The 13140-nt window shown below is 63.6% G+C and carries 16 protein-coding genes; 6 read left to right on the forward strand and 10 right to left on the reverse strand.

The features are described 5' to 3' along the window. Positions 1–84: 84 nt before the first annotated feature. From NDY25_RS12280 to NDY25_RS12290, 3 genes are all read right to left on the reverse strand, one after another. On the reverse strand, positions 85–1203 hold the full coding sequence (locus NDY25_RS12280; RefSeq protein ID WP_168958582.1) for a type III secretions system protein XopR: 1119 nt from the start codon (positions 1201–1203) through the stop codon (positions 85–87). A gap of 229 nt (positions 1204–1432) precedes the next feature. Then, positions 1433–1879, reverse strand: coding sequence for a hypothetical protein (locus NDY25_RS12285; RefSeq protein WP_251754777.1), 447 nt, complete (start codon positions 1877–1879; stop codon positions 1433–1435). Positions 1880–2311: 432 nt separating this feature from the next. Continuing rightward, the gene (locus NDY25_RS12290) at positions 2312–3184 is read right to left on the reverse strand and encodes a hypothetical protein (RefSeq protein ID WP_168958643.1); all 873 of its coding nucleotides are present in this window, start codon (positions 3182–3184) and stop codon (positions 2312–2314) included. A gap of 66 nt (positions 3185–3250) precedes the next feature. Between NDY25_RS12290 and NDY25_RS12295 the strand changes: the two genes are divergently transcribed. Beyond that, positions 3251–3913 carry an alpha/beta hydrolase gene (locus NDY25_RS12295; RefSeq protein ID WP_168958580.1) on the forward strand — a complete coding sequence of 221 codons (663 nt, stop codon included), beginning with the start codon at positions 3251–3253 and terminating at the stop codon, positions 3911–3913. Positions 3914–3998: 85 nt separating this feature from the next. Then, on the forward strand, positions 3999–5093 hold the full coding sequence (gene zapE / locus NDY25_RS12300; RefSeq protein WP_168958579.1) for a cell division protein ZapE: 1095 nt from the start codon (positions 3999–4001) through the stop codon (positions 5091–5093). A gap of 165 nt (positions 5094–5258) precedes the next feature. On the opposite strand, the gene NDY25_RS12305 is transcribed toward zapE, so the two are convergent. Both NDY25_RS12305 and NDY25_RS12310 read right to left on the reverse strand, forming a co-directional pair. Then, positions 5259–5543, reverse strand: a complete 285-nt coding sequence (locus tag NDY25_RS12305) for a hypothetical protein (protein WP_168958578.1) — start codon at positions 5541–5543, stop codon at positions 5259–5261. Beyond that, complete coding sequence (locus NDY25_RS12310; protein ID WP_168958577.1) at positions 5540–6076, reverse strand: hypothetical protein; 537 nt, start codon at positions 6074–6076, stop codon at positions 5540–5542. The genes NDY25_RS12305 and NDY25_RS12310 overlap by 4 nt, the downstream gene beginning before the upstream one ends. Before the next feature lie 143 nt (positions 6077–6219). Between NDY25_RS12310 and NDY25_RS12315 the strand changes: the two genes are divergently transcribed. The 3 genes from NDY25_RS12315 (at position 6220) to NDY25_RS12325 (ending at position 8082) form a co-directional block, all read left to right on the forward strand. Continuing rightward, positions 6220–6681 (forward strand): MarR family winged helix-turn-helix transcriptional regulator, encoded by a 462-nt coding sequence (locus tag NDY25_RS12315; protein WP_168958576.1) that lies wholly within the window; start codon positions 6220–6222, stop codon positions 6679–6681. Positions 6682–6787: 106 nt separating this feature from the next. Further along, a complete protein-coding gene (locus tag NDY25_RS12320) occupies positions 6788–7216 on the forward strand; it encodes an organic hydroperoxide resistance protein (protein WP_023902199.1) in 429 nt (142 codons plus the stop codon). A 164-nt stretch (positions 7217–7380) separates the two neighbouring features. Beyond that, positions 7381–8082 (forward strand): alpha/beta fold hydrolase, encoded by a 702-nt coding sequence (locus tag NDY25_RS12325; protein ID WP_168958575.1) that lies wholly within the window; start codon positions 7381–7383, stop codon positions 8080–8082. Positions 8083–8091: 9 nt separating this feature from the next. Here the strand turns inward: NDY25_RS12325 and NDY25_RS12330 are convergent, their stop codons facing one another. Then, positions 8092–8934, reverse strand: a complete 843-nt coding sequence (locus NDY25_RS12330; protein WP_168958574.1) for a DUF2884 family protein — start codon at positions 8932–8934, stop codon at positions 8092–8094. Positions 8935–9124: 190 nt separating this feature from the next. Between NDY25_RS12330 and NDY25_RS12335 the strand changes: the two genes are divergently transcribed. Further along, positions 9125–9541 carry a hypothetical protein gene (locus tag NDY25_RS12335; protein ID WP_168958573.1) on the forward strand — a complete coding sequence of 139 codons (417 nt, stop codon included), beginning with the start codon at positions 9125–9127 and terminating at the stop codon, positions 9539–9541. Positions 9542–9597: 56 nt separating this feature from the next. Here the strand turns inward: NDY25_RS12335 and NDY25_RS12340 are convergent, their stop codons facing one another. The 4 genes from NDY25_RS12340 to NDY25_RS12355 form a co-directional block, all read right to left on the reverse strand. Further along, positions 9598–9900, reverse strand: coding sequence for a hypothetical protein (locus NDY25_RS12340; protein ID WP_168958572.1), 303 nt, complete (start codon positions 9898–9900; stop codon positions 9598–9600). Between the two features lie 146 nt (positions 9901–10046). Next, a complete protein-coding gene (dkgB, locus tag NDY25_RS12345; RefSeq protein WP_168958571.1) occupies positions 10047–10850 on the reverse strand; it encodes a 2,5-didehydrogluconate reductase DkgB in 804 nt (267 codons plus the stop codon). A gap of 75 nt (positions 10851–10925) precedes the next feature. Beyond that, complete coding sequence (locus NDY25_RS12350; RefSeq protein ID WP_168958570.1) at positions 10926–11954, reverse strand: NADP-dependent oxidoreductase; 1029 nt, start codon at positions 11952–11954, stop codon at positions 10926–10928. A 112-nt stretch (positions 11955–12066) separates the two neighbouring features. Continuing rightward, on the reverse strand, positions 12067–13038 hold the full coding sequence (locus NDY25_RS12355) for an aldo/keto reductase (protein ID WP_168958569.1): 972 nt from the start codon (positions 13036–13038) through the stop codon (positions 12067–12069). Positions 13039–13140 lie beyond the last annotated feature (102 nt).

Raw genomic sequence — 13140 nt, forward strand, 5'->3', positions numbered from 1 at the left:
CTGCACGCGATACGCACTCACGCCGAATACGTCGCAGCTGCAGGCTGCGCCGTGCACTGCGTGCTGTGCCGACATGGGAGACAGTCAGAGGTAACCGTTGTCGATCGCTTCCTGATGGGCGTCCACTTCGTCTCGATGGCGTTGTCGGCGCTCCTGTGGCGTGGTGGGGATGCTGTCCATCAAGCGTGGACCGCCCATCCTTTCCAACTGGTCGTCGGTACGTTTGACGATGTCTTCGAGTTCCAGCAGGTTTTCGTAGCCCTTCATCATGCGCTCAAGCCGTTTTGCCTGGCCGGGGTCTGCGCCACTGGCCCTCAACTTAGCCAGGTGTCGCCTGGCGAGGTCATGGTGCTTGGCGAGATCGGACGTGTTGCCAAGCCGACGGCGTGCTTCCAGCAGCGCGTTGCGGTTGGAGTGAATGACCTCGCTCTGGACCATGGCCAGCTGGCTGGTCGTGGTGCTCGGTGCGCGTACATGTTCCAGTGGCGCCAGTGCATGCAGCGTCGCATCGAGTTGCCTGTGGCCGGTCTGACGACTAGGGGGCTGACTGTCGCGGATCTGATTGCGCTGCGCGATCAGATCTGTCCGCAGGTCAAATAGCCGCTGCTCTTGCTCGGTTGCTTCGCCATCGTCCATGAACAAACGCTTGCTGATTTCACTGCAGCGTTTGTCCAGCAGCGCAATCTCTTCATTCAAACTCTGCAATGAGCGCCGTTGCCTGGCCTGTGGCGGAGAAACTATCGGGATAGGTGCCTGCTTGATCGGAGCTGGCCGCGGTATCGAGACAGTCCGCTGTGGTTCCGGTCCTTTGGCGCGTGCCGGCCCGGTGGCCTGTGGAGCAGGCTGCTGCCGGCGTGCATCGACAACGGGCTGCGCGCCATGCCTTTGCGGTGGGCGAGCTGGCGTGGCCACCTGCGTCACATAAGGCCTGGGCGCAGCTGAGGTGCGCGTTGGCCGTAGCGCTGAGGAACTCATGTGCATTGACGGCAGCTGCTTGCGCAAGGACTCGAATGATTTGCGCGCGGACGCAAGAAGGGCTTGAGTAGACGTTTTCGCCGTGCCCTGCGGTTTGCTGCGCTTGTGCGCTTGAGACAGCGGATGCTGCGTGGTCGTCTCAATGTGCTTTGTAGTGGTGGTCGAGGCGGGGCTGAGCGGTTCTGGAGCAATCTGACTGCGGCTGCTCGAAAACGGTTTCAGGCGCATAACGAACTCCTGTCGGTCGTATGCGCCCACAGTAGCGACCGCGTCCGATGGCGTGATGCAGGCTGCGAACCGGCGTCGCGCAAGCCGAAATGTCAATCTCAATCGATGCGCACGCCGCAGGCGATCGCCGCGCTTGCAGGTGCCGCCTTCCGCTCGGCGTCGAGGTATCCAACAACGTGGTCATGCATGTCCGTCGCCTTGCTTCCGCTGTTGGCAGACTTCCTTCAGGTCATTTATCGGAGCCGACAGTCCTAGCCGCCAGGGTGCGGTAGCGTTGCATGAGCCGTTGCAGTTTCAGGATCCGCTCGCACGGCGCAGCGCTTTCCTGCAAGCCATCCAGCTGCACTTCGGCATGCCTGAAGACCTCGGCCAGGCAGGTCGAGCGAGCCATCGCGTTCAATGCCAGCGAGCGCACGTGAGCGCGATGCATCGCATCGTTGTGCGTATTCGTCAGCAGGTCGGCTGTCGTGGTCGGGGCATCCACTTGCTCCAACGGTGCAAGTGCCTGCAGCAGAAACTCCAATTGACTGTCGCGTACCTGATTGCGCCGCGCCAATAGACGATTGCGTTGATCGAGCACGCGTTGTTCCTGCGGCATCGCCTGGCGCTCCTCAAGAAACAAGCGCGTGGTGCTGGCGTGGTATTGCGTATTGAGTTGGATCAGGCGGCGGTTCATGCCTTGCAACAGCGACCGCATTCCAGCGCGCGGCAATCGTACAGCGCCTGGCGGTGATGCGTGGGACGCAACACCAGCCAAGCACGGCGATGATGGAAACCAGGCCTGCGCTGCCTGTTGCTGCGTCCGTTGAAGCATGCAGGCAGGTGCTTGCTCCTGTCGTGCGGCAGCCGCATGCCGCAAATTTACGCCGCCAGCCGCCGCAGGCAGCCTGCGCGGTTGGGCAAACAGCCGCGATGCGCCTGAGCCGGAGGCACCGGTTGCATCTGCGGCAGCGCTCGTTGCCTGCCGTTCTTTCAACCAGGGATTCAGCCGCATGACCCACTCCAACCGGACGACAAGCCCTGTGTGTGGTCGCTACGGTATCGAGCTTGTTTTACCGAACCCGGTACGCTGCGAACAAACGGCCCACTAACCGAACGGCTGATGTTTTCAAGCGGTGTACATGCCCCATGCAATGGCGGCGATCGCCGGGACCGCCAGCAGCAGACCCACGCGTACGCGTGTACCGATACGCTCCTTGAACCCGAGCGCGCCCACCAGCACGCCAAGGACGACCACGCCGATGTTCATGCTTGCAAAGACCGTAGCGGGGCTGTGCGGCAATGCTTGATGGGCGCGCACATAGCAAAAGATGTTGCCGAAATTGAGCATGCCCAGCAGCACGCCGGCCACGACGTTGCGGCCGTCCATCCGCACGCCGCGTGTCCAGCGCAGCCCCTGCAGCAGCGACATCAGGACGAAGGCGATGGCGAAGCACAGCGTCAGCGAGGTCAGCGACGACGTACCGGCCTGCGCGATGGTCTTGAGCAACAGATCGATCAGTGCAAAGCCCATCCACACACCCAGTAGCCACAGCCACGCAGCCGGGGGAGCCGACGCAGCGCGGTCGCGCGGATCTGCGCGTTGCACGATGCATACGATGGCCAGCAGGCCCATGCCCAGTCCAGTCAGCTTCCATCCGTTGAACGGCTCGCCGAACAGGGTGAAAGCCGCCGCCAACGACAGCAGCAACGACAAACGTTGTGCCATCTCGGTACGCACGATGCCGGCGGTGGTCACGGCGCGCGCCAGCACCATGAAGATCGACGGCAGCGCAACCGAAAGCGCCAGCAATGCTGCCCACGGTGTGGACGGCGCATGCAACGTGTCCAACGCAGGATCCAGCAACAGCCACGCCAGGACGGCAGCGGTGGCGTAGTTCCAGGTGATGGTCTGGGCAGCATCCAGGCGATAGCGCGGCACCAACTTGAGAAGCACCGACACCAGGACACTGCAAACAACGGCAAACAGCAGGAAATACATAGGCAACGCAACGAAGTGTGCAGGCAGGGCGATGAACGCGGCCGGCGGGGCGGCTATTATGAGGGCATGTCCAATCTCCCATTCCCCACCGAATCGGCTGCGTTGACGTTGGATGGGCCGGTCGGCCCGCTCGATATCGCGGTCGATCTGCCCGAGCCGGACGTCGCTGTGCAACCGGTCACCGCCATCGTCTGCCATCCGCTCTCCACCGAGGGCGGCAGCATGCACAACAAGGTCGTCACCATGGCCGCGCGCGCGTTGCGCGAGCTGGGCATCACCGTGGTGCGCTTCAATTTCCGCAGTGTCGGCAGCTCGGCCGGCAGCTTCGATCAGGGCGAAGGCGAGCAGGACGATCTGCGCGCGGTTGCCGCGTGGGTGCGCAGCCAACGCCCGGGCGACACGCTGTGGCTGGCCGGTTTCAGCTTCGGCGCCTACGTGTCGTTACGTGCTGCCGGCTCGCTCGAACCGCAGGTGTTGATCTCGATCGCGCCGCCGGCCGGGCGCTGGGATTTCAGCGACATGCAGCCGCCTGCGCACTGGTTGGTGATTCAGGGCGATGCCGACGAAATCGTCGACCCGCAGGCGGTCTACGACTGGCTGGATACGTTGGAGCAGCAACCCGAGCTGGTGCGCATGCCCGACACCAGCCACTTCTTCCACCGCAAATTGATCGACCTGCGCGGTGCGATCCAGCATGTTGTCCGGCGCTGGTTGCCGGCCGCAGTCTGACCGCGGCATGGCCCCACGCATAGGCGTATCGCTCCGCGATGCGCCGTTAAGCAGGCTTGGCAGCAGCCGGCCCGCGGAGAACACGATGACTGAGATTACCCCGTCGCAGCGTTACGCCGCCGGCGTACAACGCGGCGACTGGCGCGCCGATCCTGCGCAGCAGGCGGCGTTGGCGGAGCTGGACCGTATCCACGAGGCCTTGGTGGACAGCGCGCAGGATGGCTGGCTGGACCGGCTGTCGGCCTTCTGGAAAAAGCCCGAGCCGGTGCGCGGCCTGTATTTCTGGGGTGGCGTGGGGCGCGGCAAGACCTTCCTGGTCGACCTGTTCTACGACGGGCTGCCGATCAAGCAGAAATACCGCACACATTTCCACAGGTTCATGCGCGGCGTGCACGAGCAATTGCGCGAGCATGCCGGGCAAAGCGACCCGCTGGCCAAGATCGCGCAGCAGTGGCGCGAAAATCTGCGCGTGCTGGTGCTGGACGAATTCTTCGTCACCGACATCGGCGATGCGATGTTGCTGGCGCGCCTGCTGGAACGTTTGTTCGCCGAAGGTGTGACCCTGGTGACCACCTCCAACACCGCGCCGGAAAATCTGTACGCCAATGGTTTGCAGCGCGATAGCTTCATGCCGGCGATCGGCTTGCTGCAGAAATTCTGCGTCGAGCTGTATGCCGAAGGCACCGAGGATTACCGCATGCGCGCATTGACGCGCTCGCCGGTGTATCGCGCGCCGCTGGATGCGCAGTCTGGTGAGTGGCTCAGCCAGCGCTGGAGCGAATTGAGCGGAAATGCCGAGGCACGTGGCGGCAATATCGAAATCGAGGCGCGCAAGATTGCAGTGCGTGCGCGCGGCAAAAGCATCGCCTGGTTCGACTTCGCTGCGCTGTGCGAAGGCCCGCGCGGCCCGGGCGACTACATCGAGATCGCGCGCGAATTCACCACGGTGCTGCTGGGTGGCATTCCGCACTTCGACCGCATGAACGAGGACGCGGCGCGCCGCTTCGTCAATCTGATCGACGAGCTGTACGACCGCCACGTCAATCTGGTCTGCACCGCACAGGACGCCCCGCCGGCGTTGTACAGCGGACAGCGGCTGGCCGGCGCCTTCGAGCGCACCGCCTCGCGTTTGATCGAGATGCAGAGCGCCGAGTATCTGGCAACCGCGCATCGGGCGTGAGTTGGATGCGTGACATGCGTAAGCCAAAGGCGCACTGCACGGATTGCTTTGTTGGTCGGCGGATCTTGGTGCAGCCGCGTCATCGTTGCGCACCTTAGAGCGACTAAAAACGTAGCGAGTGCCTACCTGACGGCCGCGCAGTAGTTTGTCAGTGGCTCTTGGCCGTCAGGGACTTTCCCAGTTGCTGCGGCTAGGGACAACGTCGAGGATTTCGGCATCGCCGTTGGGAAATCGGCGATAGATCAGCGTGAATTTTCCGCTGCAGGCGGGTGCCAGATAGGTTCCTGATTGCACGCCTTTGCGATGGGTCATGACGCCATCAAGGGTCTGACCCTTGTCGTAGATCCGCAGATCCTGTGCATCTGCGGTGTCTTCGTTGGTCGCCTCCACGCAACCGACCCAGTACTCGACCCTGGCTTCGTCCGCGCGTAGCGTCCAGTACACGGTCATCTCTTGGCGATGTGTTTCCTGGCCTGCTGCTTCAATGCCTGCAAGCGATCACGTGCGTGTTGGCCTGTCAGCGAGTCAGCCGGATTGGCATCGGCGGCCTCCACGGCAGAGCGCGTGCGGTCTGTCAAAAACCGCAGATACGCAGCGTCCTTGTGCACGCCCGCGATGCGGCTCTGCTGATCTGCGCGCTTGCGCAATTTGATGCGGACGTTGTTTGCCGGATCCGCTTTCTGGGTATTGTCGACGCGGTAGCTGTGGATACCGATCTGGTGCAACGCTTTGGCAGCAGCCTCGATCCCGGCAAAGGTGCGCGGCTCTCCCAATTTGGAGATGAGCAGGCGCCGGCTATGGTCGCGCGCAAGCAGTTGCACCGCATAGCCATCGTCGGCTCCGAGCACGATCGCGTCTGACATGACGCCGGCTGCTACCAGGTCTTTGGCCGCCGCCAGCTTTACGGCCGGCATGTCTTTCACCAGAGGCGATGTTTTGCCCTTCAGGTGAAGTGATCGGAGGACAGCTGTGAGGTCGGACATACGATTCTGGCGATACGAGCAGGGTTCCCGATTACTTATAACTCAGGCGGCCGTCAGCTGCACGGCCACAGCAAATTGCGGAAATTTTTCAATGGCGAATAAAATCGCTTGCAATTAAATAGTTCGCTATGTAAATTGCAGCCATGGACACCGCCACAGCCACTACCGCCCGGACCAACGCGCTGCTGCAGCTCGACAACCAGCTGTGCTTTGCGCTGTATTCGGCCAACCTGGCGATGCACAAGCTCTACCGCGGGCTGCTGAAGGCGCTGGACCTGACCTATCCGCAGTACCTGGTGATGCTGGTGCTGTGGGAGACCGACGGCCGTAGCGTGTCGGAGATCGGCGAGCGCCTGTACCTGGACTCGGCCACGCTGACGCCGCTGCTCAAGCGCCTGCAGGCCGCTGGCCTGGTCACCCGCACGCGTGCCGTCAGCGACGAGCGTCAGGTGATCATCGGGCTGACCGACGCCGGTCGCGCCTTGCGCGGCAAGGCGGGCGCGGTGCCGGAGCAGGTGTTCTGCGCGTCGGCGTGCTCGCTGGACGAACTGCGTCAACTCAAGCAGGAACTGGAAAAGCTACGCTCCAGCCTCGGCGCGGCGTGAGTCGATCCACCCGTGCCTACGGTTTTAATTTACATGTCGCACACGATTCAATCGTCAACGATTCAACTACATCCTGCGCCGAGAGCGCTCACTCTGGAGAACCACCATGGCCTCACCTGAAAAGATCCTCTACACCGCCCACGCCACCGCAACCGGCGGCCGCGAAGGCCGCGCCGTATCCTCGGACAAGGCGCTGGACGCCAAGCTGTCCACCCCGCGCGAGCTGGGCGGCGCTGGCGGCGACGGCACCAACCCGGAGCAGCTGTTCGCTGCCGGTTATGCGGCCTGCTTCATCGGCGCGATGAAGGCCGTTGCAGGTCAGGACAAGCTCAAGCTGCCGGGCGAAGTGAGCATCGACAGCAGCGTCGGCATCGGCCAGATTCCGGGTGGCTTCGGTATTGCGGTGGAGCTGCGCATCGCGGTGCCGGGCATGGACAAGGCCGAACTGCAGGCGCTGGTCGACAAGGCCCACCAGGTCTGCCCGTACTCCAACGCCACGCGCGGGAACATCGACGTCACCCTGACCCTGGCCTGATCCACGCCAGTGCTGCCGCGCATATCGCGTAGCAGTGTCAGAAGCGGCCCGGCGCATGCGTCGGGCCGCGTTCGTTTGGACGTGCTGGCGATGCCCGCAGTCGCGCGGCACACTACGGCGATGACAGTGCTTGTTTCGCCGGCGCCGACCGGAATCTTCTGCGCATGAGCGCGCCGCGTCCCACCTTGTTGCTGCTGCCGGGCCTGCTCAACGATGCGCAGCTGTGGCACGCGCAGCGCGTGGCATTGGCCGACGTTGCCGAGTGCGTGGTCGGCGACATCACCCAGGGCGAGAACATGCGCGCGCTGGCGACGCAGGTGCTGGCGCAGATGCCGCCGCGTTTTGCATTGGCCGGTTTCTCGTTGGGCGGCTATGTGGCGCAGGAAATCCTGCGCATCGCGCCCGAGCGTGTGGAGCGCCTGGCCTTGCTGGATACCTCCGCACGTGCCGATTCGCCCGAGCGTGTCGCGCAACGGCGCGCGCAGGAAGCGAGCGTGCGTGGCGGAAAGACGTTTCTTGGATTCGGCGAACGGCTGATGCGGCATTACGTGCATCCATCGCGCTGGCAGGACGCGGCCTTGCTGGAACGCGTGCGCGGCATGACCCAGCGCCTCGGGGTGGAGGTCTTCGTGCGCCAGAACCGGCTGGAGCGGGAAGATGGTCGCGCGTTGCTACGCGCTTACACCGGTCCTGTGTTGGTGCTATGCGGCCAGGACGATACGATCACCCCGCCTACGTTGCACGAGGAAATGGCTGCGCTCGCCGTGCAGGCGCAGTTGGTGCAAATACCTGCGTGTGGCCATCTGTCGCCATTGGAGCAGCCACAGGCGGTATCGGATGCGCTGCGGGAATGGCTGCTGGCCTGATACGCGCTCTCAGTGCGCAGCCGTCACCACCACGCTGTTGGAAGCCGGCGCATCGTCTTGCTCGTTTTGCTGATGCGTCTTGAGCTCCAGCATCTGCAAACGCTCGCCGTGAAAGCGATAGTCCAGCGCCTGTTGCACCGCGTACAACGCTTCTACCTGTGTGCATAAGGTGTGCGTCTGCGCCTCCAGCGCTTCGCTGCGTGCCTGCATCTGTTGTTCCATCCGCGCTTCCAATTGCTCCCCGCGGCGCTCCAGCTGCGCGGTGCGTCCGGTCATCACCGTCCACATCACGCTGCGTGTCAGGCCGCCGGCCAATTCTTCTGCGGCCTGTTCGACGTTGGCTTCGAAGTGTTCGTCGAACAGCTCCTGCTCCCAGCGCCCGCGCCCCAGGGTGGTATCGACCTGTGCAAGTGCGGTGACGCGCAGCCGCTCGACCTTGCGCTCCTGGCGCGTGCTGCCGGTGAGCATCTGCACCACGCCGGCCAGCGCATCGAAGGTGATGTCGACCACCGACCGGGCGATGTCGGTCACTGCCGGCATCAGCGTGCGGGCGCCGTGCTCGATGTCGCGCAGGCGTTGCGCGTCTGCAGCGCTGACCGGTTGCGGTTGGCGGTCCACGTTGAGCTCGCCACCGTGGAAAAAGATCTCGCGCGGCACGCCCTGTTTGCGGCGTAGCCAGATGCCGCCGCTGTCGGCCAGCACGTCGTAGGACGTACGGACTTCGCACTGCTGCGAAGACACCTGCGGCTTGGCGGTTTCGGCCTGCGCGCTACAGGCCGCCAGCAATAACAGCGGCGCAAGAAAGGCAGTGGGGCGCATGGAGGCGGCCTGGGAATCGGAGGACCCCAGCATCACGCGTGGCGATGCGCACCGCCATGGGCAGGAAGTCAGGGTGCCGCACCCCTTTATCCGAACAACGGCAACTGCAAAAGCGTGAAACGGGTCGAGCACCTGCACGCTGACATCTTTTTAGCTGCTGGCTCACTTGACTCTCACGGCGTATGGTGTGAATTATGTTGCACAGCAGCATCGGAGCTCCGCAATGCTCGACTCACGCATCGAAAAGGTTGATCTGGCGCTCACCGAGATCGCCCAGAATCCATCGGAAAAGGTGGCGCTGTGGCAATGGGCCTGCCGCGAGATGTTGCACGAGACGCTGATCGGCATGCACCAGCTCTCGCATCTGGCCGGCATCGCCCGGCAGGTGGCCAACGACTGGCGCGAACCGGTGGATGTGATTGCCCCGGCAAAGCCCTATCTGGCTGCCTCGGCGTTGGCCGATCGGCGTCTGCCGCAGGTGCTGGACGGCCTGGGCAGCACCCACGACGACAACGACCGCGCCAACTTGTGGCGGCTGCGGTATGCCAGCCTGATCGCCTCCACCTTGCAAGGGATGCAGGCATTGGCCGAAAAGCACCGCATCGATCGCCAGGCGATGGCGATGGGGCAGTCGAACTAAGCGTTTATTGCTGCACTGCGTGGCTGAGCGGCGGCGCAATTGTCCGAGCCGCCGCTTCAGTGCCGAACGGCCGCCTCTTCCATATGCCGCCAGGCATGCCGCACGATCCAGCGCGCCTCATCCCAGGGCACCGACAGCATCGGTTGATAGTGGTAAAAGCCGTCCTGCAACACGCTGTAGAGCTGCGCCTCGGTAGCGCGCGGGTAAGCCAGATAAATGTCGTAGCCGAGCGTAAGCAGCCGGGCATAGTCGGCAAAATCGTAGCCGCCCAGATGGCCTTCGGCGTGGACATCGCGCCAATAGGCGATCTCTGCGTCGAGGTTGACGACGCGGCGGGTCAAGACGGATGCGGTGTGCATGGGTAGGACTCCGTTGTCGAGACTTACCCCCTGTGGCTGGCACCGTAGCAGCGCCTGTCACGTGCAACCAGCACGCGACGACGAGCGGTCGTCGCGGCTGTTATGCCCCCTATCGGGCGATGCCGATACGTGGAAAAACCGAGAACTCAATCCCAGTCGGGTGCAATCGCCTTCGGATTGGCCAGGCGCTGACCGCGGTCGAGTGCGGCAATCTCGCGCATGTCCTGCTCGCTTAGCTGCAACGACTGCGCCTTGAGATTGCTTGCAAGATTTTCGCGCTTGGTCGAGGACGGAATCACCGAATACCCCTGCTGCAGCGCCCAGGCCAAGGTCACCTGTGCCGGTGTGGCGTCGTGGCGCGCGGCAATCGCCTGGATCACCGGATCCTTCAACACCTCGCCGACCGCCAGCGTCATGTACGAGGTGACATGGATGCCTTGCTCGCGCAGGAACGCGATCAGGGTGCGGTTCTGCAGGTAGGGATGCACTTCGATCTGGTTGGTGGCGATGGCATCGGCGCCCAGGATCTCGATGGCCTGTTTGATCAGTGCGATGGTGAAGTTGGATACACCGATCGCGCGGGTCAGGCCCTGCTGCCTGGCCTGGGCCAGCGCTTCCAGATACTCGCGCATCGGCATCTGATCTTTCGGCGAGGGCCAGTGAATCAGGGTGAGATCGACATGCTCGGTGCCGAGCTTGCGCAGGCTCTCCTGCATGCTCGGCAGCAAGGCATCGCGGCCGAACTTGTCGACCCAGATCTTGGTGGTCAGATACAGCTGATCGCGTGGCACGTTGGAGGCGGCAATGGCCTGGCCGACCTGTTCTTCGTTGTCGTAGATCTGCGCGGTATCGACGGCGCGGTAGCCCAACTCCAGCGCGTTGCGCACCGAGTCGATGACGATCTGGTCCTTGAGACGAAAGGTGCCGAGGCCGAATGCGGGGACTGTCATGGTGTTCCTTTTGGTAACGGGATTCGGGAATGGGGATTTGTAAGAAGCGAAGTGTTCGGGGCGCTGTGAGTTGAGCTAGTCGAGCGCGACGACGGCCTTGCCGAAGTTTTCGCCACGTAGCAGGCTGATCAGGCCTTGCGGTGCGCTGTCCAGGCCGTGCAGCACGTGTTCGCGATAGTGGATCTGGTCTTCGCGCAACCACTGGCCCATTTCGCGCAGGAAGGCGGGCATCAGGCGAATGAAATCGTGCTGGATGAAGCCGCGCACGGTCAGTCGTTTGCGCAGCACCTGGCCGATGAACTCCGGCAGACGGTCCGGCCCCGGCAACACCTGGCCACGGCTGTTGTAGGTGGCGACCACACCGCACACCGGGATGCGTGCGAACGCGTTCAACTGCGGTAACACCGCGTCGAACACCTTGCCGCCGACGTTTTCGAAATAGATGTCGATGCCGTCCGGCGTGGCGGCGCGCAACTGTTCGGCAAAGTCCTCGGCGCGATGGTCCAGTGCCACATCCACGCGCAGCGTCTCGCGCAGGTAGCGCACCTTTTCTTCGCCGCCGGCAATGGCGACCACGCGCAACCCTTGCAGGCGCGCCAGCTGCGCCACGGTGGCGCCGACCGGGCCGCTGGCGGCCGCAACCACCAGGGTCTCGCCCGCCTGCAGCTTGCCGATTTCATGCAGGCCGGCGTAGGCGGTGAAGCCGGGCATGCCGTACACGCCGAGCGCGGTGCTCAGCGGCAAGGCATCGTCTTTGGGCAGCTTGCGCAATGGCGTGTCAGGGGTGAACAGGCTATGGGTCTGCCAGCCGCCCGGCAGCACCAGCAGATCGCCGGGTTGATAGTCGGGATGATGCGATTCGAGCACTTCGCCCACGGTGCCGCCTTCCATCACCGCATCGATCTCCACCGGTGCGGCGTAGGACGGGCCTTCGTCCATGCGTCCACGCATGTACGGGTCGAGCGAGAGAAAGCGATTGCGCACCAGAACCTGTTCGTGCCCGGTGGGCGGCAAGGCGACCTCTTCCAGGCGGAAGTTGTCGGCGCTTGGCTCGCCGTGCGGGCGTGAGGCCAGCACGATGCGGCGGTTGGTGATCGATGTCATGCGGAATTCCTCGCGGAAAGGACCACGCGTGCGCGGTCGAGGGAGCACAGCCGCACGGCGGCTGCGCGAGGGAGTGCGTGCGATGGGTTACATGCGCTGCAGAGGCGAGGCGTCAAGCGGCTTCGGAAGGATCCGGCGCGCTTGCGCTATCCAGCTGCGCAATCTGATCGGCGCTCAGCGACACGCGCGCTGCCGCCAGTACGTCGTGCAGCTGGGTCACGCTGGTGGCGCTGACGATCGGCGCGCTCAGGCCCGGCCGCGCGATCAACCAGGCCAAGGCGATCTGCGCGGGCGTGGCGGTGTGGGTGGCGGCCAGATCGTCCAACGCCTGCAGGATGCGCAAACCACGCGGATTGACGTACTGCTTGACCACCGACGCACCGCGCGCGCTGCTCTTGCTGGCGTCGTCTGCACTGCGGTACTTGCCGGTGAGAAAGCCGCTGGCCAGCGAGTAATAACTGATCACACCCACCTCGCGCTCGCGCACCAGCGGTTCCAGCTCGGCCTCGTAACCGACGCGGTCGTAGAGGTTGTATTCCGGCTGCAGGCTTTCGTAGCGCGGCAACGTGTATTGCTCGGAAATATCCAGTGCATCGCGCAGACGTGCGGCGCTGTAGTTGGAGGCGCCAATCGCGCGTACCTTGCCTTGTTCGATCAAGCGGCCAAATGCAGCCAGCGTGGCTTCCAGCGGAACCGATTCGTCGTCTGCGTGGGCCTGATATAGATCGATCACATCGGTCTGCAGACGCGTGAGCGAATCCTCCACAGCTGCGACGATGTTTTCGGGCGACAAGCCCGGATGCTCGTTCCACTTACCCACCTTGGTGGCGATCAACACTTTGTCGCGCTTGCCACTGCGTGCGAGCCAGCGCCCGATGATGGTTTCCGATTCGCCGCCATGGTTGCCAGGCACCCAACCGGAGTAGGCATCGGCGGTATCGATCAGATTGAAACCGGCGTCGACGAAGGCATCGAGCAGCGCAAACGAGGTCGCTTCATCGGCGCTCCAGCCGAACACATTGCCACCGAAGACGATCGGTTGAATCTGCAGGCCGGAGCGGCCCAGCGCGCGGGAGTGAGTCATGGTGAAAGCTCCTGATTCCAAACTGCCCAACAGGATAGTCATGCACGCCGGCGTTGCGTGTGACACCAACGTGGATTCAGCGTTCCGCCCAGCTGCCGCAAT

It is taken from the genome of Xanthomonas hortorum pv. pelargonii, assembly GCF_024499015.1.
Taxonomy (GTDB): domain Bacteria; phylum Pseudomonadota; class Gammaproteobacteria; order Xanthomonadales; family Xanthomonadaceae; genus Xanthomonas; species Xanthomonas hortorum_B.